This window comes from Methylobacter sp. BlB1 (assembly GCF_015476545.1).
GTDB lineage: Bacteria > Pseudomonadota > Gammaproteobacteria > Methylococcales > Methylomonadaceae > Methylobacter.
In genome coordinates this window covers 1-25,538 of sequence record NZ_JADMKV010000062.1, presented here as the reverse complement: position 1 = coordinate 25,538, position 25,538 = coordinate 1, and the positions used below count along the sequence as shown (strand labels likewise).

Annotated in this window: 19 protein-coding genes and 1 pseudogene; all 20 read right to left on the bottom strand. The window is 43.0% G+C overall.

Features of this window, described 5'->3' with window-relative positions; translation table 11 throughout:
• Nucleotides 1-415: 415 nt before the first annotated feature.
• Nucleotides 416-1,333: a DHHA1 domain-containing protein gene (locus IT781_RS18110; protein ID WP_194971583.1), complete on the bottom strand. Its 918-nt coding sequence runs from the start codon at nt 1,331-1,333 to the stop codon at nt 416-418.
• Between the two features lie 306 nt (nt 1,334-1,639).
• Nucleotides 1,640-3,106: a GTPase gene (locus IT781_RS18105; protein ID WP_194971582.1), complete on the bottom strand. Its 1,467-nt coding sequence runs from the start codon at nt 3,104-3,106 to the stop codon at nt 1,640-1,642.
• A 2-nt stretch (nt 3,107-3,108) separates the two neighbouring features.
• A complete protein-coding gene (locus tag IT781_RS18100) occupies nt 3,109-4,347 on the bottom strand; it encodes a YcjF family protein (RefSeq protein ID WP_194971581.1) in 1,239 nt (412 codons plus the stop codon).
• 356 nt (nt 4,348-4,703) lie between these two features.
• Complete coding sequence (locus IT781_RS18095) at nt 4,704-7,103, bottom strand: tetratricopeptide repeat protein (protein WP_194971580.1); 2,400 nt, start codon at nt 7,101-7,103, stop codon at nt 4,704-4,706.
• A 316-nt stretch (nt 7,104-7,419) separates the two neighbouring features.
• Complete coding sequence (gene xrtD / locus IT781_RS18090; RefSeq protein ID WP_194971579.1) at nt 7,420-8,970, bottom strand: VPLPA-CTERM-specific exosortase XrtD; 1,551 nt, start codon at nt 8,968-8,970, stop codon at nt 7,420-7,422.
• A 15-nt stretch (nt 8,971-8,985) separates the two neighbouring features.
• Nucleotides 8,986-10,086 carry a WecB/TagA/CpsF family glycosyltransferase gene (locus IT781_RS18085; RefSeq protein WP_194971578.1) on the bottom strand — a complete coding sequence of 367 codons (1,101 nt, stop codon included), beginning with the start codon at nt 10,084-10,086 and terminating at the stop codon, nt 8,986-8,988.
• Between the two features lie 165 nt (nt 10,087-10,251).
• On the bottom strand, nt 10,252-11,490 hold the full coding sequence (locus IT781_RS18080) for a glycosyltransferase family 4 protein (protein WP_194971577.1): 1,239 nt from the start codon (nt 11,488-11,490) through the stop codon (nt 10,252-10,254).
• A gap of 21 nt (nt 11,491-11,511) precedes the next feature.
• The gene (locus IT781_RS18075) at nt 11,512-12,441 is read right to left on the bottom strand and encodes a glycosyltransferase family 2 protein (RefSeq protein ID WP_194971576.1); all 930 of its coding nucleotides are present in this window, start codon (nt 12,439-12,441) and stop codon (nt 11,512-11,514) included.
• 62 nt (nt 12,442-12,503) lie between these two features.
• Entirely contained in the window at nt 12,504-13,526 is a 1,023-nt protein-coding gene (locus IT781_RS18070) for an acyltransferase (protein WP_194971575.1), read from the bottom strand.
• A 58-nt stretch (nt 13,527-13,584) separates the two neighbouring features.
• Nucleotides 13,585-13,710, bottom strand: coding sequence for a hypothetical protein (locus IT781_RS22655; RefSeq protein WP_255528719.1), 126 nt, complete (start codon nt 13,708-13,710; stop codon nt 13,585-13,587).
• Nucleotides 13,711-14,001: 291 nt separating this feature from the next.
• A complete protein-coding gene (locus tag IT781_RS18060) occupies nt 14,002-14,985 on the bottom strand; it encodes a glycosyltransferase family 2 protein (RefSeq protein ID WP_194971574.1) in 984 nt (327 codons plus the stop codon).
• Nucleotides 14,972-15,529: a serine O-acetyltransferase gene (locus IT781_RS18055; RefSeq protein ID WP_194971573.1), complete on the bottom strand. Its 558-nt coding sequence runs from the start codon at nt 15,527-15,529 to the stop codon at nt 14,972-14,974. Before IT781_RS18055 ends, IT781_RS18060 begins: the two co-directional genes overlap by 14 nt.
• Nucleotides 15,530-15,537: 8 nt before the next feature.
• Entirely contained in the window at nt 15,538-16,485 is a 948-nt protein-coding gene (locus tag IT781_RS18050; protein ID WP_194971572.1) for a glycosyltransferase family 2 protein, read from the bottom strand.
• A 325-nt stretch (nt 16,486-16,810) separates the two neighbouring features.
• Nucleotides 16,811-17,889, bottom strand: a pseudogene (locus tag IT781_RS18045) (IS5 family transposase).
• Between the two features lie 147 nt (nt 17,890-18,036).
• Nucleotides 18,037-19,236: a glycosyltransferase family 4 protein gene (locus IT781_RS18040; protein ID WP_194971571.1), complete on the bottom strand. Its 1,200-nt coding sequence runs from the start codon at nt 19,234-19,236 to the stop codon at nt 18,037-18,039.
• 315 nt (nt 19,237-19,551) lie between these two features.
• The gene (locus IT781_RS18035) at nt 19,552-19,707 is read right to left on the bottom strand and encodes a hypothetical protein (protein WP_194971570.1); all 156 of its coding nucleotides are present in this window, start codon (nt 19,705-19,707) and stop codon (nt 19,552-19,554) included.
• 214 nt (nt 19,708-19,921) lie between these two features.
• Nucleotides 19,922-21,019: a glycosyltransferase family 4 protein gene (locus IT781_RS18030; RefSeq protein WP_194971569.1), complete on the bottom strand. Its 1,098-nt coding sequence runs from the start codon at nt 21,017-21,019 to the stop codon at nt 19,922-19,924.
• Nucleotides 21,020-21,101: 82 nt separating this feature from the next.
• Nucleotides 21,102-22,499, bottom strand: coding sequence for a hypothetical protein (locus IT781_RS18025; protein WP_194971568.1), 1,398 nt, complete (start codon nt 22,497-22,499; stop codon nt 21,102-21,104).
• A gap of 56 nt (nt 22,500-22,555) precedes the next feature.
• On the bottom strand, nt 22,556-23,497 hold the full coding sequence (locus tag IT781_RS18020) for a glycosyltransferase family A protein (RefSeq protein ID WP_194971567.1): 942 nt from the start codon (nt 23,495-23,497) through the stop codon (nt 22,556-22,558).
• Between the two features lie 153 nt (nt 23,498-23,650).
• Nucleotides 23,651-25,009 (bottom strand): oligosaccharide flippase family protein, encoded by a 1,359-nt coding sequence (locus IT781_RS18015; RefSeq protein ID WP_194971566.1) that lies wholly within the window; start codon nt 25,007-25,009, stop codon nt 23,651-23,653.
• Nucleotides 25,010-25,538: the final 529 nt, after the last annotated feature.

The following is a 25,538-nucleotide window of genomic DNA, read 5'->3' as shown; positions in this document are numbered from 1 at the left end:
CGAGGCAAGCAAGGCATCGTAGTGACTTCTACCGGCGATGTGAATGTCGGATCTAATGAAGTTATCTTTCACTGATATGGTTCTCGCTTGATGCGGGACAAACGCTTTTTCAACATTTTCTTGTTTGCTCTAGTACTCAGTCAGTATTGATATGCCTGTAAATAGGCTTGACGTAAATCCACTCATCCTTCGACAAAGCCTTTAGTCCTGAGCGTAGCCGAAGGGGCAGGACGAACGGATTTACTTTTATCCGTCAAGTAAGGATTGATTGAGTACTAGGCATAGGTGAGATGCATGATGAACGCCATGACCAGACAATTCGCGCCCGGCAAGCCGGGCTTGCCAAGGTCGGCCGGCACTTTGGCCAACAAGCCATGCGGTAGCGGGCACTAAGTTACATATTGGCTTTGTAGTATTAAATGCCCTTCCTCTTGATAAACGGATTGTCATCCAATACAAAGCCGGCGGCATTCTTATGCCCGCCTCCGCCGAAAGCTTGCGCCAGATGACCGACATCGTAATCGCCGATGGAGCGAAGTGAAAACTGCCATTTTTGCTTTCTGCCGTCATATTGATAAGTCATGCCGAATGTCCCCGATTTCTCGGCCAAAACGTGCCCGAGCTCGCTGGAGAAAGAGGATGACGCATTAACGGCCAGCCCTTTTTGCCCGTTCAACATGACCGGGTGCGCAATTTTCTCCAGCCTTTTTACTATCTTCTGGTGGAATTCGACGTACATTCTGCCAATTTGCAGAAGCTCATCCAGATCTATCGTCCCCATTTCGGGCAACGTCATCGGCATCCGTTCGTAAAGCGCGCTGGTTATTTCGCGTGTACCGGCTAATTTGAATTTCCAGAGGTCGCGATCCTCGATGTGCAGCAGGACTTTTGGCGGCTGACGTTCCGGGAAAAAATGTTGCCACGCCAGTACGCAGCCGCTTCGGGCCATATCAAAATATAAGGCAAGGTTCTCCGGAAGAGGCTGAGCCATGACTCTAGATTCAGACCGCGTCTCATGGGCTTTCGAAACGGAAGGGTCCGCGGAGAAACTTCTGTGAAAAAAAACCTCACACTGCTCCATGGCGGTAATATGGTGATCGATCAGGATGATCTGGCCGGCCCGTCCTGCGGCAGCAAGCAATTGTTCGGGCGGATAGGAGAAATCCAGTATGTAAATCACAGCTCCCGCTTCAAAGGCCGGGAACTCATCACCATGGCGTGCGGGAATGTAACGGGCATGGTTGCCCAGCCTGCAAAAAGCGCTCCAGGCGGCGCCTAGCCCATCCAGGCAATCGGCGTGATAAATGACCAGGGTTTCGTATTTTTCTATCATTATTGTTAATTAAAAACTGCTAAAACCTATATGAAGCCTCGGAGGCGCCTTTATGCTGTTGTTGCGCCGACGTACTCACACCCCTGCCCCAACGCCCACTTCTGTTAAGGATAGGGCGAAAAATAACTTCCCTGAATTTTGATGCGTAATCTGTGTGGGGGCGACTTCGCCTACCAACAGTAGGCGCTTTAAGCGAAGCGCCTACTGTTGCTAGTCGCCCAGGGCGAATGAATTCGCTCCTACATAAGCGCCGGCAAGTCGGGAAGTTGTTTTTTAACCGAATCCTAAACATCAATCTTCACTTTATTATATTCTGATCAAATTAGCCATCTGCATCCATATCAGGCGTAATTTCTCTTTGCTCCTGCCTTCGGGCAGACAGCGCAAATACTGGGCCCGTTTGCTTTCAGGCCATTTATACGCAAGAGCCGCCCAGATAGCGTCAATGTTATAGACGCCGCTCGTTTGCAAGCTGACCGGTATACAATCAGACATGGCAATGTGCAAGGCTTCAGACACTGTTTCCAGCGCATCCCGGATATTGCGCGCTTTCTCGTTTTGCGGCGCCTGCACATCATAGGGCGGTTGCCATTCCCGCAGGGGCCGCAATTGATCGATGTGCGTAACTATGGCTAAGACCGGCGGCATGCTGCGGTGCAACCGTTGATCAAACCAATTGCGCAAATCGGTCAAAAACTGGGCATCGGCTTCGCGCCCTGCCTGTGTTGCCGAACAAACCAGCAGCACCAGATCAAAGCCACCCAGCGCGCGTTCCGGCTCCTTCTCGAACCAATGAATTTTATCGCCATAGCCTGGACTGTCGAAGATCAACAGTTCACTACTGTCATCCGGCGCCAGCTTATAGATTGTCAATTCGTCAGTGAGAGGCAGCACATTCGTCGCGGCACGCAATTCGCCAAGCAATGCATTGATCAGGCTAGATTTTCCCGCTTTCAATTGCCCGGCTACCAGAATACGTAAAGGCTGCTTCGTTTCGGTCGCCGATTCAGGGGATGGCCCAGACTCGGTTAATACCGGCGGCGCTAACTGTCCGCTATACAGCGCAATGGCATAGTAACCGGTCTTCTTTATCAGCGTCCGCAGCAGCCACTGCTCCAGAAGTCCTTTCGGATATTGCGCAACCTTGCCCTGGAAAAAACCGGAGAGCTCGGCCGGTATGGCGGTGGCAGGGCTGAGCAGCATTCTGCCCATACGGTAGATGAAGTGGCCTTTTTCCAGCCTTTGTTTCCATTTCCAGAGTTTCAGGCCTTCATCGATGGTCAGCAAATGGCTGAACGGGATCCTCTCATCCAGTAACTGCCGCATATCGCGGCTGACTTGTTCGGTAATGAACAGGATATTGCGCAGCGGGATATCGAGTTCGGCCTTACCCGCTTTGGGCCGGAAATGCCGCGCCACTTTGCGGATGACCTGCTGCGCCAGTAGCAGCAAACGCGCGCTATCGGTCAACGGATAATCGGCCGGATTGATCTCGTCCGCCATCTTATCAATTTCAGCCCAAACAGTCTCTGCGGCAGGCGACCAACGCTGATCCGCCTGCACATCCGGCAGTTGGAACGGCTCTATTTGCCGATGTTTCAACCAGTGGTTCAAAAGTGTGGCTGCGCCGTAAAACGAAGCCAGTGTTATGAACCCTGTGACCAGATAGTGGTGTTGCCACAACCAAAAAATGCCCAGCCCGATTAAGGCAAGCCACGGCAAAATCAACAGCAGGAATACAATGGTCCAAAGCCAGTTTGTAGGAAAGCGCATTATTAAACCTGTTTTTTTATGGAACTGCGTAGCACTTCCCTGCCGCGGGCTAATTCCGCATTGAATACTTCTCGCAGCTTATCTGCGCCTAAAACCTTGCCTTGCTGAGTTTTGCTGAAATAAAAACACAGCGTTTTACCCAAGGCGTAGGTAGCGGCAGCCGTATACACACCGGCAACACTAAGCGCGACTGTCTGCCCGTAAGCCGGAATCAGCTTGAGCAGTTCACGTCCTCCCATACGCGCTAGCGCCCCCATGCCAACAGCACTGACGATTTCCCTGATGCTCTGCTTAGTTAGCGGCAAGCCATACACATGGGCAATACTGTGAAAAAGTTTGCTCTGAATTGCAACCACGGTGCCCAAACTGGCTGCCGGCACCGGAATCGCGGCGGCCAACCCGGCTGATATCGCATAGCCGATGACATGAGGATGCGCGGTCTGCCAGTACACATCATTGATATCGCCAATATGGTCTTCCAGCATGGCCCGAAGACCCAATGGCAAGGCCTGTTCTATAGCGGCCCATAAGGCATCCAGGCCATAATCCGACGGCGCATAGTCATCTTCCGGCAAGGTGAAGTCGAGCGGCACAAATGTCGCATTAATGCCGGCAAAGTACTCGCGCTGCTTTAACAGCGAACAGCGCAGATCGGCAGGCACCGACTCGCCGATTCGGCCGTCAGCAAACGGATAAGGCTGGATATGCGCCATGGTCCGGTTGGGATAGCCTTCATGCAAGGCTGTCTGGGCCACGATGACCGGCCATTTCGGATGCACTTTATGAACTTGTTTTAGTGCAGCCAGGACCGCTTCCTGCTGATGATCCATGGCCTTGATCACGACGATCACAAGATGCGCCTGCTGTTCGCACCATTTCATATCTTCGCTGGCATCATAACCCTTCTCGGACAACCCTCTGGTATCGAGAAAACGCAGAAATGCAGTTTCGGCATCGGGAAAATCGAACAACATGGCCGTGCGCGTACACGGTTTGAAGCCATTGCCGATCTCCGCAGCGGATGAACCGGTCAATGTCCTGATGATGGAGCTTTTGCCGCTCTGCGTCTTGCCTAATAGCCAGAATACCGGCACCGGCAAACGTTCATGAATGGCTTTTATTTTATCTTCCGCAGCCTTATCGACTTGAGGCTTGATGATCTTGTCTATGTAGTCAGAGGCATTCGAAAACGGGTTGCTGATTTTTCCCGACCAGGATTTCCAGTTGGTGAATTTGGACATAAAACTTTAAGAAATGTATAAAAAACTCATGCGAGCACCCATCTTTCGCATGCTTTGTTTTTCCAGCAAACCCAATGGGAATCATCCATGAACAATCTACGCTCTTTTCTCTATGATCGATAATTTTATTAGCCAGTTCCATTCATCTGTCGAAGCGAAGGCTGGCGGCAGGCGTTTCAGAATGGTGGCAAAGCAGTTCTTGAGCTTTTTCAGCCGAAAGCGGGCAAAGTTCGCGTAGGTGCGAATTTATTCGCACTTCCCAAGCGCTATAAGCCGCTATACAAGTGCCTCGGGTCGAATGAATTCGACCCTACACATGGAAATAACGGCGATACTGGTAAACCAGTGTTGTTCAGCTACACCGGCTTTTCAGCCTTAATTTCTTTCAACAAATTCTCCACGGCCTCTTTCTCGACAAAGCTTTTTTGTTTCTCGCCTATCGCCAGCGCTTTTTCCAGTTCGGCAATGGCGGCAGAATTGTTGTTTAGCTTATGATGAGCAAGGCCTAAATGATATTTGAAAACAGGAACTTCGGGCATTTTGGCAACAACATCCTTAAACACCCTCAGCGCCTCGTCATTGCGATCACTGTTTAAGAGCGCCCATCCGTAAGTATCATGAAAATAGGGCTGTTCGGATTTCTCAAAACGTGCAGCCAGTTTTACGGCGCGCTCAATATTTTCCTTGGTTTTATAGCGATCAAGCAGCAATGAAACCAGATTGTTCACCGCAATATCAACATTCGGGTTCTTGGCAATCACCGCTTCGTAGTTTTCCACAGCCTTATCATAATCGTTGCTTTTCTCATAGATAGCGGCCTGCATCATTCTTAAGCTGATATTGTCAGGGTCATTTCCCAAACCTTTTTGAATTACTGCAATAGCTTTTTCACGTTCTTGATTTGCGGCATGAATACCGGCCATAGCTTCATAAAATCCAGTTGCCTTGGGCCACTTCTCAGTCGCTCCGGACAACAGTTTAAGTGCTTCATCCGGGCGCTTATCAAGCACATACAACTGGCTTTTCAAAATCAATGGATAAGAATTTTCCGGATTGGCCCTGATAAATTCGTCCAGATATGCAAACATGTCTTTGCGCTGTTTTAATGCCTCGTAACTGCGCATCAATCCCACCAAGGCATCAGACAATCCCGGAGAAACAGCCAGCGCCTCCTTATACTTGGCGATCGCGTCCTGATACTGCCCTTGTCCTTCCGAGACCTTGCCGCTCAGGTATTTGGAGAAGCCATCGCCCTTTGGCTTGGTCGAAATCACATCAGCGACTTTCTGGGTTCCCGACCAATCCTTCTTCATCAATCTGACCTGGGCCAAAGCCTGTAAAGCGCCGGCATGATCCGGTTTAACCGCCAGTGCTTTCTGCAAAACTTCGTCAGCCCGGGCAATGTCTTTGCTTTTGATCATTTGCGCTACCACCGGCATGACGGCATCAAAATTGCCGGGATTTATATCGAGCGCTTTACGGAAGTGCTCATCAGCAAGCGCATGGGCATTTTGTTTGTTATAAGCGTGAGCCAGCAAAACCATTGCTTCATCTGACTTCGGATAATCGCGCAATATGCCGCGTAAATCGGAAACAGCCTGATCGGTCTGCTCATTGAGCAATCTGATTCTGGCCCGCAGCAACAAGGCGTCATAGTCTCCGGCATTGACCGACAGCACCTCATCAATCAGCTTCTGCGCCGAATCGCGGTCCTTGTCACTAAAGGCTACTTTTGCCAGCAGCACCTTAGCCGCCAAACCTTCCTTGTCTTCCGGCTTGTTATTGATCAGCCAATTGAGCGACTCTTTTGCCTCCGCCCATTTATTCTGGCTGATCAACAACTTGGCGAGCGGCAGATAATACCCGGCAGTATCGGGCTGTTGCGCGATATAGCCCTGCAGCACCTTAACCGCTTCGGCAGGGTCTTTAGTATGCAGGTAATCGACCAAAACCAGTTTTGATTTCAAATCATCAGGATGTTCGTCAATCACTTTTTGCAAAACCGACCTGGCATCGGCATCTTTTCCCGATTCATCATAGTATTTGGCCAGCGCATACTGGAAATCCAGTTTATCGGGATTGCTCTTAATCAAAGTTTGATAATCCGCTACCGCCGCCTCCGGTTTATTGGTTTTGATATCAATCTGCAATTTCAGCATAGTGAGCGCCAAATCATTGGCATTGACTTTAAGCGCATTCTCCACAATGGCCAGCGCCTGGGTAAAATCCTTGCCTTCCATGTACACAACGGCTTTTAAATTAACGGCATCGCTATTGTCTGGAGCCAGAGCCAGTGCTTTATCCGCCTCTTCCAAAGCCGCCTTCTGGTTGCCTTGCCGTAATAAAACCGTTCCTTTCAGCACATGAGCATCAGCATTGTCAGGTTTTAACTTCAGGATAGCTTCCGCTTCAGCCGCTGCCTTATCGGTCTGGCCGGACAACAATAATAGCTGTCCCAATTTTTTATGGCCTTCAACATGATCAGGCGTCAGCTTGACCACTTGCGACAAATTCTCAAACATCCCTTTCCAATTCTGGTTTTTTTCATCCATTAACGCCAGATGAAAGTAGGCATCCGAAAGATTATTGTTAATTTGCAACGCATTTTTAAACTCGACCCGGGCCTTTTCATAATTTCCCTTGCCGTAAAATTCCTTGCCGCTGTCCAAATAATGCTGCGCTTTTTCAGTCGCGTCGCCGCAGGCCTGGAAACCCAAAGCCACTCCGGTCAATAACAGAGCTCTAACTAATTGCATCACTTAACCTTCTTTTAAAAAATTGAAATTTATTTACTGATATTACGCATGGACTGTATACACACGCCGGTGCAAATTTATTTATATCCGAAGTATATTTGCACTGCATCGAACTGCTTCCGATCGAATTAATTTTGCGCAGTTGCAGGGTCGAATTCACTTGTGCCCCTGTGGGTATTCGACCCGGAGCAAACGCCAATGTACCAGCCTATGCAGTGCGAATGAATTCGCACCTACACGGCAGATATGAATCAAACACCGGAATGTTCGCACTAAAACTAAAACAGAACATAAATCGATTCTTGCGCAACATCAGTTAATCAGGAATATATTGCGGCAGAACCGGCAAAACCTCTTTGGCAAGCCCCTGTAAACGCTGATCAGCAAGATCGAGGCTTTCACCGGGATTAACCATCGTAGTCAGGCGTACCAGCGCCCCATCGGTTCTGTTTAACAACAGCGCATCTTTGAACAAGTACCATTTCATTAAATACTCATTCGCCATCTTTCTGCCTCTCTGTTGAAACCAGTAGTAAACCAACTGCGTCATATCGCCTTTTTTAATCACAATCCGATTGACGTCGAGAAGCCCCAGATTTTTTCGCTCAATCTCGGCAATCTGCCAACCGCCGCCCGGGATACAGACACGCGGCGAATGCGGAGAAATTCCTTTACGCTGGGAAGCATAATAAGCCGCATATAAATTCACCGGCGCTCCCTGGGCTTGCTTAAAGTCGGCCAAGATATAATCCGACAAACCTAACTTATCGATAACGGTATTTTCCATGCTGGCCTGCTGTCCTTGCCAGTCTGACAACTGCATCGGAAATAACGGAAAGTTTTTGCGCTCGGGAAAGACCTCTGCCCGCTTATCGATTGAAAATACCGTAATAGTGGTCACAACCAGACCGGCAATGATCGCAAAAAAAGGGCGTGATAACGGCCTGACTTTTGCCTCTGCCATATCACCAACAGATGGGTCGACCGCCAGACCAAAAATTTCGGCAAAAGGCCGGCGATCCGCATCAAGCCTGGACAATAAAATCATTTCCGCTACTAGAATCCCCAAACAAGCCATAAAAACGACCCAGCCTTCAAAGTCATGCAGAAAGCCTTCTGCCATGCTTGAGCCCCAGTTATCAACCAGAACACCAATCACCGCTATGCGGAAGCTATTCATGAACAAGGTGATCGGAATAGTCGATAAAAACACCAGAGCGCGCTTCCAGAAAACCGTGTTATACATATAGGCGCAGATAAAGCCCAAGCTCATCAGCGGAAAAAGATAACGCAACCCGCTGCAAGCTTCCACAACCTGCAATTTATAGCCGCCTAAATCAATAATGTTGCCTTCCAGATAAACCGGAATCTGGCACCAGCGAATAAAATACACGCCCAGTTTTGAGGATAACAGCTGTAAATTGGCGGAAAGGCTGGCTTCAAGAAAATACGGCAGCGGAATGGCAAAGGCCAGCAGCAGAATAGGCACGATGACCGGCTTGACTGCCGGCCAGCCCATAATGGACAAGGCAATGCCTATCAATACGGCGATAAAGGCATACTGAATCAGTATAAAAAGCGCGCTGATCTCGCCCACCATAAATACGGCCAGCGCCAACAAAACAATGCCGAATCCCACCCAGGAAGGCGAAAAATCGGATTGTTGAATGAGATTCCTGCGCTGCCAGATAAAATACAGCGTAATCAACGGAAGCATATAGCCATGGCTATATTCCTCCTGCTTTTCCCAGCGAACAAGCAACTCCTGTAACCCGCCGGCAAATGCTGTCAATAACAGTAATAAAGCAAAGCTGATTAACGCCAGATATCGATAATCAAATTTCCAGATGGCAAGCGCCTTATTCATTATATTTTTATAGCGTTAAAGTTGTGGAATTAGATACTGGGCTGAGTTCCATTTAAAAATCCTGATATTTTGCTGATTAATATTCTGGAAATTCAACTGGCATTCCTGTTGATTTAAATGCTTATAAAGCAACAGACAAAGTCCTAAAAAAGCCCCATCAATTGTCGGCACAGCTTGTAAATCAATTGTTACATTTTTCTTTTTTGAAACACACGCTTTAAAAACCGGCCTTAACGCGGCAATTGTCTTATCAATGCAGGTTCCGATCAAATAAATTTTAATCGTATACCCGTCTTCTTCAGTATTGATAACAACCGGTTTGCTTTCATTTAACTTTCTCTGATTTAAACGTATCCAAATAGCATAAGGAATCACATTGTTCGATAATAATTTTGCAAACCGTAAACCATCGAAAAAATAGCGTTTCCATAGCAAGGGCTCTTCCAGAATACGCCATAACCATTCCAGTCCGACACGCTGCATCCAGACCGGCGCACGCTTTACCGTGCCGGCAAAAAAGTTAATAACCGCTCCCAAATGACTGATCACCGGCGCCTTTAATTGATGCCTGTTTCTCTCAATCCAGGCCTGCCCTTTCTTGGCGCCTAAAGAAACAATCAGAAAATCAATCTCATGCCGATTGATTTCATCAATAATATCACGGGTACTCATTTCTTCGATCGAGCCAAACCCAGGACAATAATGCCCTACGGCCTGTAAGCCTGCATTAGCCTGATTAATGATCTGGCAAGCCTTCTCACCGACCCCAGGCTCTCCGCCAAAAAAAAACACGCGTATGGGAGGCGTGTTTTTTTCAGCAAATAAAGCTTCGATCAAATCCGAGCCTGCTACCCGCTCCGGAATAGGAATGTTTAACAATCTGGACATCCAGATCAGAGGCATGCCATCAGCAACCGATAAATCGCTGTTTATAACGGATTCTTGAAAAGCTTTATCCGTTTGCGCCGCTATCAGAAAATTAAGATTAGGGGTCGATAAGAAAAACGGCCTGTCTTCCTTTATGGCCAGTTTTAAAACTGAAATTGCGGAAGACGCATTCACCGCGTCGAAAGGCAAACCGCAAAGACACCATGATTGACGATAAAAAGCATCCATTGAATAGTTTTTTAGTAAGTAATAAGCATGAAATCAATCTAAAGAATGTAGATGCGAATTTATTCGCACTGTTGATAGGCGAATCCGCACCTCCACCGGAAAATCATCCGTACACGTTAGGAAATTATTTTATGCCCATTCCTTAGCTAATGGAAAATTAAAAGCTCAAGCTGAGATCACGTATTTCTGAAAGAGCTTTGCAAGTTGAGTAGCATTATCCTTTAAATTAAACTCCTTTTTAACTTTGGAAATAGCATTAATAGTTAATTGTTTGGTTAAAGCTTCATCCTCAATTAAAGCCTGTATGGCATTTGCAAGCTGTATTTTATTTCCAGGCTCAACCAATAAACCCGTTTCACGGTCAACAACCAGTTCCGGGATTCCCGATAAATGGGTGGATATTACAGAAACCCCGCTCAACATGGCTTCCATCAACACTATAGGAATACCATCCATATCCCCGGCGTTATCTTTTTTGCAAGGCAACACAAAAACGTCTAGCCCATTGAGAAACTCAGGTATAGCAGAGTGGGCAATCGCCCCTGCAAAAGAAACACAGTCATCAAATAGACCTAGCTCCCTGGCTAATTCTGCCAGATAACCTTCTAACGGCCCCGATCCGGCAATTACCAATTTAAAATTTATGCCCAGCTTTTTCAGTTCTTTTGCGGCACCCAACAGATCATCGGCCCCTTTCTTTTCCACCAGTCTACCGATAAATCCGATTCTAGGCACATCGGATAAGCCTGATTTTTTCTGGCAGTTAAAGTGTTCAACATCGACACCGCAACGTACAACAACAATCTGACCAACATTACATCCCTGCCGACGAAGAAATTCCCGATTGAATTCAGAAATAGTGACAAAAAACTTTGCCCTATTCACTTTCTCAGCCAATAGCCATGCCCTTTCGAATAAATCATTGGCGTGAGCCGTCACACTGAAAGAGATGCCCGATAAGAAAGCCGCATACATAGCAATATCGGCAGGCACATGGGCAAAATGCACATGGATATGCTGAACACCGGTTTTTAAAAGCTGTTTGGCAAGAATAACCGAATAAAGAAAGCGAAAAGCCAGTCCCATCGCCGTTCGAGACAAAACACCCACCTTGAACATATCCGACAACAGCATCTTCAGCGTATTTAGATACCGAAGTGGGTGCTTCAAAAAAAACAGGACATTCTCTTTAAGTACAACGTGTTTCTTTTGCGCATACAAATGAAAAACGCTTGCTTCCAGATCAGCCAGTTTATTACCGACTGCGGGAACACTTGGCCGGTGAACAGAAAACGGTACGACCGCATAACCTAATTGCTCCAGCTGAAAAATTTCATTGTAAACAAAAGTTGCCGATAATGCCGGAATCTCAGGGGCAAGATAGGCTAGCTTGATTTTTTTCATAGTTGTAAACAAATTATTAAATCAGCCTTTCCAGATCACAGCTTGCTGGTCATTTAGCTCGGCAGTAGCCCGCTCCTTGCCTTTTAGCAAACAAGCCCACTGATATTTCCTTATAAACTTGACCAATTCCTTATCTTCGAATCTCGGCAATCCCTTTATCAAACTGCTCAAATAGCCCCAGAACATAGCCAATCCACCTGTCACATAAGGAGGATGCGCCATGCGATACACGGCTGAAGCCAACATATAGATCAATCCGGTCCCCATGAAATACTGACCGAACCCATGCCGCATCCGTCCTGTAAAAATGTTTTTCTGGCTTGAACCCATAGGGCGTAAATGAGTAAACCTTAAATCAGGCTCATCCCAGCTTACGGCAATCCAGCCCAGTTGCCGGCAACGATGGCCATCAATACCATCCCACATTACCTGTCTAACAAAACCACCAATCTGCTCGAAACACTGTCGCCGATAAAACTTTGAAGCTCCGATGGCATTCTCATCGCCACAGCCTTCGCTGACCAGCTGACCGCTGTTCTTATCTATGAAATAAGGCTTACCACTACAATTGCCCAATCTGGGATTTTCATTCATACGCTGAATCAAAATCTCAAAATAACGGGGGGGCATGATTAAGTCCAGATCCAATTTGCAGATAAAATCGAATTCGCTCAAATTAACCGTATCAAGGCCGGCATAAAAAGCCTCGATCACACCCGGTCCTACACTACGATGTCCGCGATCTGTGCGCGTAACAATTTTGATAAACGGATAACGGCTCGCATAATCAGCCAAGATAGCCGGCGTTTCATCCGTAGACCCATCATCGACTATTATCCATAACTTTGGTTGAATCGACTGTGCAACAACGCTATCCAGCGTTTGCTTCATAAAGTCGGCCTCATTGCGACATGGTGATATTATTAGATAGTTAGAAACGTTATTACTCATATATGCCCTATTCAGAACTCATATCGCGAAAAACCTTAAGCAAGTCATTTTTTTAGTCAATATTAAGTGGCTACTAAATTGTTCGATCTCTTTTGTACTTTTAAAGAAAGCGCCTTCCCGAATGAAATAAATTTCTTCTCGTAATAAAATGTTGACAAATGAGCAAGCACAATCAGAACAGTAAATAACAGTGGTCGCTTTATATATTTTTCCAATATCTCACCTTCACCAAGCCATGTGTATCGCATCCCGCCATGAATAACATAAAGTGCATATGAGATTGAAGCCAAGTAGAAAAGAACCTTACTATTCATTAGTCTGGATATATGATTAGATGAATATCCAAATAATGATGACCCAATCAGCATAGCTGCTAAATATGGCCTGAAGTAGTTCATAAATCCACTTTCAGGATGGCAGGATAATAAAAGAAGAGCAATTAATACCCATTGATTCAGCCATCCCAATAATTTTTTTGGATAGACTCCTAACTTGTCATTAAAGGAAAGCGCTAAAATTCCACCTGCAAGAATTTCATCCACTCTATACCAAGTGTTAATAGCCACATACACGCCGTCGTGAACTCGATATAGCGTCACAATTAGGCAGAGCGCAGGAATTAACAATAGTCCACGCCCTTTCAAAAGAAGCACAAGAAAAGCAATCCCTATATAAAATTGCATTTCTACGCATAAACTCCAGAGATGGCTCGTGGCATCAGTTAACTGCATAGGCGGCCAATTAGCATAAAAGAAAATATGCGCCAAATACTGACTTATATTAGATTGAGTTAAAGATAATACGATAATGATATATAACCAAGCTAACGGAACAATACGAAATAATCTTCTAATTAGGAAATCCAAAACATTTTGTTTTCTCAGTAGAAAATTTGTTATTAAAAATCCCGATAGAGTAAAGAATAAACTCATTCCTAATGGCCCAGCCGCATCATTTAACTGCCAAGATTTTGGTCCAAGCGGTAATAAATGTGCAGCTAGCACAATTAATATACTCAGACCACGCCATCCATCTAAAACTTGATAACGATCCGCTTCTGCCTGCGCTATTGTTACGCTTGCCATATAGCTTTTTCTTCGATTTTACAGATTAAGCGCACCATTATAATCATCAAATTATTGACTACAATCGACCATCAACCTGATCGGATGGCAGCAGATATTTAATATCATAAATAACGTGATTAGCTTTACCTAAAGCTCTTATTCTTTGTGCTTCAATTTTTTTACGCTGTGTATTTTCAATCACTTTAGCCGCCTCAGCCACTTTGATACTACTCGTCTTACGTGTTCCAGCTGTAATAATTAACTTATATAAATCATCAACAATTGTGGCAATCTCAGACGTTGAGCCTGAAGCTATTTTAAGAATATTAGTCAGCCGACGTTCTTTATCGCCCGGATTGATTCTCTCAGTACTATCCTATATAACCCAGACCAACAATTGCAATTTTATAATTATGACCAATCATCCTCCCCCTTAATGCAATGCAAGATATAACAGAATAGTAAAATGAATATATACGTTCTTTGGTTGATCTTATTTATACTCAATAATCTTATAAACTTTATTATTTTTTTTATTCAAAATGAAGTCCATCATCCCATTGAATTGAGGAAACTTAGCCAACATAACAAAACTTGCATATAATAAAGATAAGCGTCTTGAAATTAATTTATGCTTCTTTATTGCAACTTTAATAATTTGCAATAGATAAACAAGCCATCCAAGCATAAACCATTGATTATTAATTGATAAAAACAACAATAAAATGGGAATTATACCCCCCCAAATAAATATACTAATTATTTCTTTTAGCCTATATTTTTCAGGTGACATTCCATACAAATAAGCCCCTTCAGCGAACGCATATCCGGCCCTTTGGCTACGTTTCCACCATTGCCAAAAGCGTGACATTGCTGCATCATGCAATGTCATTTCTGCATCCAGACGATAAATTTTCCATCCAGTTTGCCTTAATCGGATGCATAGCTCCGGCTCTTCTCCGGCAATCAAGCGACCATTAAATCCATTTACTGCTTTCAGTGCATCAACTCGCATCAGAGCATCTCCTCCGCAAGACTTGGTTTCACCTACCGGAGTATCCCATTCGAGATCGCACAATAGATTGTAAATTGAAGCGTTCGGAAAACGTTCTCTACGACGGCCACAGACAACCGCGAATTGAGGATTTGCGCCTAGAAAATCTAAGCCCTGTTGAATCCAGCCTTCAACAAGTTCACAATCACCATCAATAAATTGAACATAACTTAGTGACGGATGTTGAGCGTTTAAAAACTCAAATCCAGCGTTCCTTGCCCTGGCGGCTGTAAAAGGAATAGACAAATCCAGATTAATAACTTCCACGCCTAACTGCTTGGCTAATTCAATACTGTTGTCAGTCGAACCAGAATCCACATAAATAACCTTGTCGGTTTCATGAATGGCCGACTTAATACACCTCGACAGCCTCTCTCCTTCGTTCCTGCCAATAATTACGATACTCAGATTATTTTTGCCCATTTAATACCTTCACCACCCGAGCCGGACTACCCACCGCAACAGAGTGAGGAGGAATATCATCAAGGACGACAGCATTAGCGCCTATGACACTGTCATGGCCTATTCTGATGCTACCCAGCAAGCATACGCCCGCGCCTATATCTACCCGATCTTCAATGATTGGAAGTTCATAATTATGAAATGTTCTAACAACACCCATCGTTGTATTGTGCCGAATGTGTACATCATCACCAATGGACTCAGCGTGCAAAATCATTCCGCTATGATGCCAAATTCTAACTCTGCGCCCTAATCTAACGGTATAAGGCAATGTAATACCGCATGTCCATTCCACTACTTTATAAAGAACTTTGTACAAAATCGAAAAAGGCGCGCGTATCAATTTATATTTTATATCCATGCGCCAGTTACCAAAGCGGTGCACAGCAATAGCCCACAGCCCTTGTTCAAAAAAGTCTTTATCATGCGTCAGAAAATCTTCTCTGATCAGAGAAAAGAACCCAATGTCTTTTGGATTTTGATTGGTTGAGCCACGTTTTTTCATTAAGGTATTCATTTATTAAAGAAATTAAAATTAACAAAATCCCTTAACAAAAATTCTGGTTCATTATCTTGTTTATCCTGTATCTTCTGACGAATACGGAATACCAAAAAAGCCATTCCCCAAACTAAATTAGCCAGCGTTAGATAAAGCCAACCATGATTTTTTAAAAAGTACCTCTGCCTCGATTCGAACCAATATCGAGGGCGTCTTTTTTTACTACCATCAGTCACGCCTGTTGAACTGCCAACGAAATGCACAACGCGGCTTGCCGGCACATACCAGCAAGGCCAGCCCGACTTTTTCGCCTGTAGACAAAAATCCGTTTCTTCAAAATACAAAAAATATTTGTCATCAAACAATCCAATGTCATCAAAAACCTGTTTCCGAATCAGCATACTGGCGCCAGCAACCCAATCTACACTAACAGGCACATCTGAAATCGGCAGCGCAACCTGCCATCTTTGTAGCAACCTGGAAACAATGCCTAACTTTAATCCATTATCCAGCTCGCTTAAAACGGAATGGAAGCGAAATGCAGAGCACTGAGGCTTACCATCAATATATTCAAGCCTTGATCCTGCAATACCCACCAGGGGATTTTGCTGCATAAATGTCAACAAATGTTGTAATGCATTTTCACGAACTACGGTATCAGGATTTAATAACCAGATAAAATCAGCATTAAAACCCATTTTTTTTGTAGATTCGATTGCCAAGTTATTGCCACCTGAAAAGCCAGAATTGTTTTCCGAACAAATTAAATAGGCATTCTTATTACTTGAAATCCAGTTTGCAATCAAATCAACTGAATTATCCTCGGAAAAATTATCGACAATAATAACCTTAACAGATTGACTTAAAATAGCTTTTAACGATTCAAGACAGTTAACAGCCAGTTCGCCTGTTCTGTAATTTACGATAACTATAATTATGTTGTAACTAATTTTATTAGTCATTAATGAAGCCTTTTGACGTCCTTGCTAGGTGCATAATAAACAATCTGCGTATGTTGAAATTATAAATTCGACATGAAATGCCTGAATTCAATATCTGAGATAAAAATAAATTATATTGTTATCTATTATTAGTTTCAGAATTAAAACCACTCTTTAGTTTAACAGGCTGTTGAAAACTAACCCACGTCCTCTGCCAAGAACCTATTTTGGGCTTGTTTTAACGACTGAAAGCCGGATTAGTCCTGAAATTCCAGTTTTAGCCGATATCCAGTGCCTCTATTGAGGCTTATTTCCGCCTTCCGGCGGACTGCAGGAGTACGGACGCTTAGGAGGTCGAGTACCGCTGACCGAAAATACTACTCAAACGCGTCAAATTATAGGCGGTGAAGGTGAACACGACTTGCGTTGCCTCCTTCTTCAAGCCGCAGAATTTCGTTTGGCGAAGCCCTTCGACGGTCATTGACCAGCCGATGACATCCTCAATCCGCTTGAGGATGTCAAGGATGATCCGATAATTGACGTGCCGCAGGTACGCCGGCCAATTGCAGAGACTTTTGCTTCTTGCGCGACGTGCGGCGTCACTTTGCGTTTGCGCATCGCCGCCACGAAATCCTTCGTATCGTAACCGTTGTCGGGCCCGAGCGTGGCGCCGCACTAGGTGATGCTGCGCTTAACCATGGCTTTGGCAGCGTCTCATTCCTCCGGGCCAGTGGCGCGTGTGATCTCCACGTCGACAATCAAGCCGTTGCAGTTTTCCATCAGCACATGTCCCATGAAACTGCGATCTATACCCTACGCTTTTCTTGTAAAGGCGGGGCCGGGTCAGTGGTCGAGGCGTACGTGTCGTTCGCACGCTTCTCGCCTTTGAAATTGACCGACGGATTACTACTTAGGGCCATCCGCTGGAGGCAGCCCGCCATCCTTTTTCACAAAGCTTTTCATCAATACCCCGACTGGACCAGCGATCATCCACCGAAAAATGCTTGTCGAATATGAGCTCTTTACATTCGTCGAGTAACATGCCCCGCTCGAAGAATAACTGAAAAATTCGCTCATTCAACAGGCGGTCACGATTAGCGCTAAACAAGGAGTGGTGCCACACCTCGTCATCCAGCATCACCCAATAAATCAGCAGTACAGCAGGTTAAAGTAGATCTGCTCCACCAACTGCCGTTCGGAACTTATCGAAAACAAGACTTGTAACAGGCTGGTGCCTAGCAACCGTTTCGGTAGAACCGAGCCCCGACCGGTGCTGACATAAAGCGCGTCAAATTCTGCATCCAAGGTGGTCAGCAGGATGTCAACCGCCGCTCGGAGTTTCCGCAAAGGGCGGTTCTTGGGTATCCGAGCTTCCAGGATTCGATAGCTGAACAGTTCTTCTTGGGTAATATCGGCGCCGCGTATGGTCAGAATTTATCAGTCATAATATATTGAAATAAAACCATTTAACATAAATAGCAATATTTTAGGATATTGCTGCGAAGCTAGGCAAACGTATTCATGCGGCTTCCAAGAGCGAGAAGATCAACAGCCTGTTAAGACTTATTGCATTTACAGATCAAGAACGCGAGCAAAGAATTGTTGTCTTTCTAGGTGCATCTGATGGTGAGTCTTGCCTTCTATGTAGCTCAATCCATTGATTCCCATATCAAGAATAAGATCAGGATTTTTAACCACATAACGTATAGCTTTTGCTAAACTTTCAGGATCACCACGTTTATAAATAATTGCATTTTCGCCATTGACAGTTACATCTAATATTCCAGAAGTGTCGGACGCAATTACACCTACCCCTTGGCTAAATGCATCAAATATAATTCTAGGCTGCTCTTCTTTAAGATTAGATATTAAAACTAAATCATAGTCACAGAGAACATTAAAAAATTCACTGCTATACTTAACGGGCGGATGGTATGTAACTTTAATGTTTCCATATTCTTTCAAAGCAAATATCTTGCATTTCTCTTCCAGTTTACCTGTACCCATTATTGTTATACTTACGTTTACTTCCATATTCTTTAAGAGGTCTATTGCATCAAACAAAACAAAAACTCCCTTCTCTTCTATGAGACGCGATGGAAAAACTATTCGAATCGTCTTACCCTTCCTATTTAAATATCGTTTTTTGACTACTTCAGTAGATACAGAATTATACTTATCTATCCATATTGCAGGTGCAATTAAAGTACGATCGGTTTCTCCTTTTAGAAAAAAATTCCTATAAAATGATTGGGTAAATATCCTTGCATCTGCTTGCCTAATGCAATTAGATAAAATTACTTTATGAACATAATGAGTAATTAATTTTCTTAAGGTTGGTTTTTCGTATTTTTTATCAAGCATCCACTCAGAAGACTCTATTACGATAACCCATTGAAATGAATAAAATGGCCTAAGAAAAAACAAATAGAATGACAATGGGAAAGCCCAGCCAGCTCCTTCTGAATGAACTATGCTTGCTTCATTACAAGCTTTTATTACACTTACTAGATTGAGAATTAAGTTCATAGCTACGGATCCAAATCCGTAATCTTTTCTTAATTGATAAATATGTCTAATATTGTATCCTGTTATATCATCAAGCCCTTGAACATCATTACTGTATACAACTGGACAACAAATTCGAAAATCACTTATATAATCCAAGTGTAAACTTAAATCTTTTGCCCAAAGCGTATCACAAAACAATCTCCCAAATTGGGTTTTAACTATTGGAATTCTTGTAAACAGAATATAAGGTTTAACAATCATTGGATTAGCCTCGGAATGTTTTCATCAGAAATTATTCATTAATTTCTTCAGTTTATTTTTAGTTCGCTGTAACTATTGTTTTACTTCACGCATCTGTTCGTCAGATCGAATCTTGAAAATCATGGAATGATGTGATGCTTTTCCGATCAGTCCATGGCGCATATTTAATGCGAATTAAAGGCTAATTCGTAAAAAATCCCAAAAAACAGAGCCTCCACAAGTTTGCCAAATACCCGCACCATAAACCCATTATAAGAATAAGTTTTATTGGCACATTCAATGCCTGTCTTTGCTTCAATCCAGGCAAATAATGGTTCAATCGATGCCGAACGCGAGAAACCAGTGTGTGAATAGCCATTGATCCTGAGACTCCAGATAGCGTTGTCCTTGTTGTTTTTTAACCGGTGTAAGACGGTCAGATTCCGAACTTGTCTGACGTCTTCGGGTCGGACCGTTAAGCTTTATCGCCATGCAGCTCATTATTGTGCAATTGTGGCCAAATCTGGTCAAATACCTGACCATCATGTTCACTGGTGCCTTTCGCCATCCCATCTTTAGCACAGCCTTCTGAGCGACATTGGGGGCATCTAATCATGATCACTGACTCGGTAAACATAGATTCGCTTAAACCCATACCATATCAACTTAACAATGACCTAAACAATTACTTTAAAGAACCGCACGCTTATAATTGAGCATCTTGTTGTCTGTTACTCGCAAAAATTAATCCTTGTTCAAACAATTCTGTAGCATCATCCCAACTGTATCGGGTAGCGGTAGCATAGGCTTCATTTGACAAAGCAATCCATTCTTTCTCTGTCGAACCTAACACTCGTATCACAGTATCAGTCAAATTCTTTACGTCATTAATTTCACATAAAAATCCGTTCTTACCTTGTCTGACAATATCTTCAGGCCCACCAACTTTAGTCGATACAACAGGACAACGACATGCCATTGCCTCTAAAGGTGGCAAATGAAATCCTTCTGATAAACTACAACAAAGCCACACATCGCATTGCCCATATATTTCGCGCAAACGAGACTGCTGCGGTTGATATTCAAACTCAAAATACTTAGGTAATAAATTTTTTGAAGGTTTATTACCTCCAAAGCAGACAACTCGCAACTCAGGTATCCGTTCTTTTACTTTCTCAATTACCTCTAGCAAGGTATCGATACCCTTGAACTCAACTTTTGAATACAAAAAACCTAACGTTGGTCTGACTTGCTTTTTTCTGGGCGTAGCAAAAAAAAGTTCTGAATCAACACTATTAGGCACCAATGAAACGTTTGGATCCTGATAAATGTTTTGCATGGTCTGCACCAACCAATTTGAAATTGTTATTTTATATAATGGCAATAGATAAGTTTGTTTAACTCTTTCAATCGGTTGCCCCTGATGAACTTCATGATGCTGAATAAAATATACCTTAGCCCCCTTGCAAGCAGGAAAATGAGCAACCCATTCTGCCGTTTCCCACCAGGTTGCAATAACCACATCCGCGTCGGGCACATCGCTACCTGTAACAGGGCGATTTGATTCCAGGTAAGTGACATGAACACCTAATAAATCAAAATGATTTTGTAATTGCTCAGCAAATTTTATCCAACCATCACCCTTAATCAGCCGTTTTAATTGTTGTTTGAAGGTTAATAGTTTTTTTCGCGGGGCAACGACATTGACATGATGTCCTCGCTCAGTCAGTTTTTTTGCATAAATGGCACAGACTCTATCCCCACCAGTCATAGCTGGATTCGCCATTATTATTGTTATATTCATGATAGACTTTATTAAAATAATATTGTTTTAAAGATATAGTTTAAGAATCTATGAATAATACGAAACAACAAACATTATTAAATTATTGATAAACCTTTGAGTTACTGGATAAATCGAAAGTTGCTTGTTTCCTATTTGCATCAAAAACCGCTTCAGTACGACCAAGCAACGCTCCCGTCAATAGCCATAACCAGGGCGCCAACGAAGCATTGGGTAATTGATCTATCATAATGATCCCAACAAGAAGTGCATGGGCTGATAGAAATGCCATTTCCTGTTGCGTTTTAACCCACTTAGACACTGATGCGGCACGAAACACTGATAATGACAAAAGCCCAAATTCAGCGATAAAACCTATCCAGCCAAATTCTCCGAAAGTAATAATCCATCTTCCATCCGTTACAGTAATATCATCACCATTCTCTTCACTGTAAACTCGATTACGCCCCCAACCTCCCCAACCAAAAAACAAACGTTGTCGCGCATGCTTTAGCAATATACCTTCATTTTCAAAACGAAAACCCAATGATTCCGCGCGTTCAGCGCTTATAGCTTGCGTCCATTCCATCAAGGTTTGATGAGGGAAAAGATTTATAATGCTCATTGTCGGATAGAGCAATGCCACTAATACCAATACTCTGGCCACTCGAAGCTGAGTCTTAAAAGAAGTCACTTTAATCAATAGAAACGCCGTATAGCCATACATGACGGAAGCTACACTCTTGCAGAGTAGCAAAACTGACATTAAATAATAAGTCATACTTACCGGCGAAAATCTACTTACTTTGATTTTTAACTGCCAAAATACTGTTGCAGCAATGACTGTAACGGCTGAAAAAAAAGCCACCCATAGTCCATGTCCCATAAAAACAACTGGACGAAATCCGTCAAATCTTATCTGCTGAATCCAACTATGTGGAAAATAACCGTACAACCATCTGTGTAACTGAGGACTCATGCGTACTTCAAATAGCATCAGCAATGAATAAAACAATCCTGCCAAAATGAGGATACGAAAAAGAAGAGCATGATCCTCTACGCTCCGAAACAACTGCCGCCCAAGAAAAAATGGCATAATAATAATCAACTGATTAATCACTGCGGATACCGCATCATAATGCTCCATCGGAGGCAATCGATGCCCTCCAACAACAACAGCGTCACCATTCAATTCTGCAGTAACAAAAGGCCCCAATACAAATAGCAGCAATAACCAATGCCCCCAGCCACGCTGGCCCCAAAAAGAAATTCTCCGACCTGCTATGAATCTGCATCCGAAAAAAGCAGCGAGCGCAGGAATTGATTCTTTACCAAGAGGGGGTATCATCGGCAAATCAATTTTGGTTCCTACCGGCAGAAACATATGCCCGCCGAGTATGGTCCATAAAGTCGCTTCTGTTACCGATTTAGATCGATACAGCCATATAGCAATCAATGGCCATAAGACAAATAAAGCGGCGTAAGCAAACCAATTAGGCATTTAATATTTCATTCCTTACTATTTAGGCAATTGAAAAACAGGCTATCTGTAATAAATTATTTGATTAATAGCATGATATAGCTTTTCCATACCATCAAATTTACCGGATTAATCAAGCATGCCCGAAACCCGCTTTTAATCGCCTTTAGTTTTTCACCTTGCTTATGCAGACGCCAGGCAGTTCCAATTAAAGCACCTTGCAACTGATCCTTAGACTTAAATGCATCCCCTTGATCTTCTGGAACCAAAGGAGGGCAGCCTGATTGCAAATCATCAATTCCTTTCTCAGCACGCTGCTGTCTAAAAAGCCGCGCAGTCTCTTCGAAGAAAATCCTTTTTTTTGAAGATTGGGTATGCACAATTGAAGAATCATTAAGCCGGTAAAAATAAATAACTTCAGGCATATAAAATACTTTACAGACTTCTGCCAAGCGCAACTGTAAATCAATATCTTCAGCCGAAACAAAAAATCCCCGAAAACCGCCTATCATTTCGATAAGTTCACGCTTGATAATAAAAGTACATAAGGAAGTACGCGTTTGTCCAGAGAGAAGCTCTTCAGAGATATCACAAGAACTCTCTCCTGAATCCAAATTGACAATATTGCTACCGATGCAGTCCATCAAAGCAAACTGAGCACAAACTGCTCCTGCGTCTGGATATAATGCAAACCAGCTCAATTGTTTTTTAATACAATCTCTAGCCAATAAATCATCCGCATCACAAAACATCACAAACTTGCCACGGACATGATGTAGACCTTTATTTTTAGCTGCCGCAATGCCTTGAGCATCGCCATGTATCAACTTGACCCTAGAGTCTTTATGCAAAAAACTTTCAACAATTTTGTAGGATTGATCTGTTGATTGATCATCGACAATTATCAGTTCTAAATCCTGAAAAGACTGACATAAAATTGAATCAACCGCTTCTGCAACATAATTTTCTGCATTGCGCATTGGCATAATGACAGAAACAGTTGGAGAATTTTTTTTCATATAAATTTAATGGGGTAATGGCTGTAACAAAACATAAACAAGCATCAGTCTTACAATTTTTATAGTATTAGATTAATGGTATTGACACCTTATAATAAAGCTGTACGGTCCCAAAGAAAGACGAAAGTAGTATATACCCCATAAATAGACTATCTACGAATTAATAAAAACCAATAGATATTTACCGAATCCGTATGATAGAAATAATATAGGCCACATCTTAAACTCATCTTTCCAACTGAGTAATTTATACTTATTCATCTTGTATAAGATCAATGGAATCTCCACTACAGTATTTAAAGCAATAGCGACAACAGCTCCATAAAGACCCAAAAAGCTATATGCTATAGGAACTGTACTAAATAAAAAAAAAGTTGATATTGCTGTCAGAATCATAACAGTCTTTGAATCACCTAGTGCCATGAAACAAACACCAGCCATCGTTGTTCCCAAGAATACAATCGAAAATGAAAGAATTTCTAACATCCAACCTGCATCTTGGTATCGCTCATCATAAAGCAGGTCAATAACCACATGACCTGTACTTGCCAACCCTCCAACAACAATCATTACTACTATATCTAAACGAGAGCGCATTCGGTAATAGACATTTTTTAAGTCTTCCGGCCTAGTTCTAGCAACCTCGCTCAGAACTGGATAAAATACCGATGACATTACTTTTCTCACAACATCTTTGAAAGCCGTTGCAAGAAAAAAAGCAATCCCATAAACACCTAATTCATTAGGTGAAATCAGACCACCTAAAATAAGTCTATCTCCTTGAGCAATCAGAAAAGTAAATATCGACGACCCAAAAACCCATTTGCCAAAATGAAAAATTTCACTGACCGCCTCACTATCCCAGCAAAATCGACAGCGCCCCCCTATATCTGAAGCGTGCGATAAAATCATCTTCATACCGCTGGCAATAATATTACCGAATACTAATGCCCATACATCATGAGCTCTCGATGCCCATAGAATCATAATGACAAGGCCTACTAATTGACTAAAAACCTCTATTGCCACCAACTTTCCCATCATCAACTTTCTGTTTAATAGTGACAATTGAATTGAATTGAAGCCCGAAATCGCTGCCGTTATCGACATAACAGCCAATATCAAGGGTAATTCAGCGTTACCATAAGCAGTATCAGGTGATAAATAGCCAAATTGATTAAGATAATATAGACTTGCACTTATAACTAAAGTGACGAAAAAAATCAGAAAACCTCTGATTATCTGAATTGTCCAGGCCGTATTTAGGTAATCGCGTTCTTCTCCACGCTTGCTCTGCACAATATTCTGAAGTAAGCCGACATCGGAAAACATCGCCAAGCCCGCTAAAATCACATTCACAATGGCCATTACCCCGAACATTTCCGGCACTAGCAAACGCGTCAAAATCAGATTACCGCCAAAGCGCAAGAACTGCGAAAACAAGTGTCCGGTTAGTACCCAACTTCCTGCTTTAAATGTCCGCTTTCTCAAACTAATAGTCTGGGAATTCATTTTTCTTTAATTACCTATATGTTCTATTAGCTTCGTTCTTTGGTATTTATGCATTATTAGGATGAGTTTATGTCAATACTTCTCCGCTCTGTTAAAAGTTAAAAGCATTAAATAGTACTTAGCAATACTTATCCTATAGAAGCGGCGACTTAAAATTTGAACTACTCCACTCAGAAAATCTTAATTGCCAGAGATACTGAATCTGGCAATTAAGATATATGCATCAACAGTAAGCGGTGCATCGTTATCATCAATCTATTTTTAACGATTATTTTTCATTGCTACTGTTTTAGCACCACATTTTCATTTATAAAAAAGCATGTTTTATTCAACTTCATTGATTAATACAAACACGAATCTTTTGAATAAAGACAAGGCATTTTTCGACAGTTCTATCATCAGTAAATCTCCATTTTAGCCATAGAGATTAATTAATTTAATTTCTTATTGTGGATTACTTTAGAATGATATCATTTGCTCCCACATTCACATCACCGGTAGAAGTCACTACGATGCCTTGCTTGCCTCT

Coding starts and splice junctions, on each gene's coding strand:
- IT781_RS18035 (WP_194971570.1), bottom strand. CDS start 19,707: ATGGCGATAAAGCTTAACGGTCCGACCCGAAGACGTCAGACAAGTTCG.
- IT781_RS18015 (WP_194971566.1), bottom strand. CDS start 25,009: ATGAATTCCCAGACTATTAGTTTGAGAAAGCGGACATTTAAAGCAGGA.
- xrtD (WP_194971579.1), bottom strand. CDS start 8,970: ATGAATAAGGCGCTTGCCATCTGGAAATTTGATTATCGATATCTGGCG.
- IT781_RS18040 (WP_194971571.1), bottom strand. CDS start 19,236: ATGATTGTTAAACCTTATATTCTGTTTACAAGAATTCCAATAGTTAAA.
- IT781_RS18095 (WP_194971580.1), bottom strand. CDS start 7,103: ATGCAATTAGTTAGAGCTCTGTTATTGACCGGAGTGGCTTTGGGTTTC.
- IT781_RS18050 (WP_194971572.1), bottom strand. CDS start 16,485: ATGACTAATAAAATTAGTTACAACATAATTATAGTTATCGTAAATTAC.
- IT781_RS18020 (WP_194971567.1), bottom strand. CDS start 23,497: ATGAAAAAAAATTCTCCAACTGTTTCTGTCATTATGCCAATGCGCAAT.
- IT781_RS18080 (WP_194971577.1), bottom strand. CDS start 11,490: ATGAAAAAAATCAAGCTAGCCTATCTTGCCCCTGAGATTCCGGCATTA.
- IT781_RS18030 (WP_194971569.1), bottom strand. CDS start 21,019: ATGAATATAACAATAATAATGGCGAATCCAGCTATGACTGGTGGGGAT.
- IT781_RS18055 (WP_194971573.1), bottom strand. CDS start 15,529: ATGAAAAAACGTGGCTCAACCAATCAAAATCCAAAAGACATTGGGTTC.
- IT781_RS18070 (WP_194971575.1), bottom strand. CDS start 13,526: ATGGCAAGCGTAACAATAGCGCAGGCAGAAGCGGATCGTTATCAAGTT.
- IT781_RS18100 (WP_194971581.1), bottom strand. CDS start 4,347: ATGTCCAAATTCACCAACTGGAAATCCTGGTCGGGAAAAATCAGCAAC.
- IT781_RS18060 (WP_194971574.1), bottom strand. CDS start 14,985: ATGGGCAAAAATAATCTGAGTATCGTAATTATTGGCAGGAACGAAGGA.
- IT781_RS18085 (WP_194971578.1), bottom strand. CDS start 10,086: ATGGATGCTTTTTATCGTCAATCATGGTGTCTTTGCGGTTTGCCTTTC.
- IT781_RS18110 (WP_194971583.1), bottom strand. CDS start 1,333: ATGATAGAAAAATACGAAACCCTGGTCATTTATCACGCCGATTGCCTG.
- IT781_RS18075 (WP_194971576.1), bottom strand. CDS start 12,441: ATGAGTAATAACGTTTCTAACTATCTAATAATATCACCATGTCGCAAT.
- IT781_RS18025 (WP_194971568.1), bottom strand. CDS start 22,499: ATGCCTAATTGGTTTGCTTACGCCGCTTTATTTGTCTTATGGCCATTG.
- IT781_RS18105 (WP_194971582.1), bottom strand. CDS start 3,106: ATGCGCTTTCCTACAAACTGGCTTTGGACCATTGTATTCCTGCTGTTG.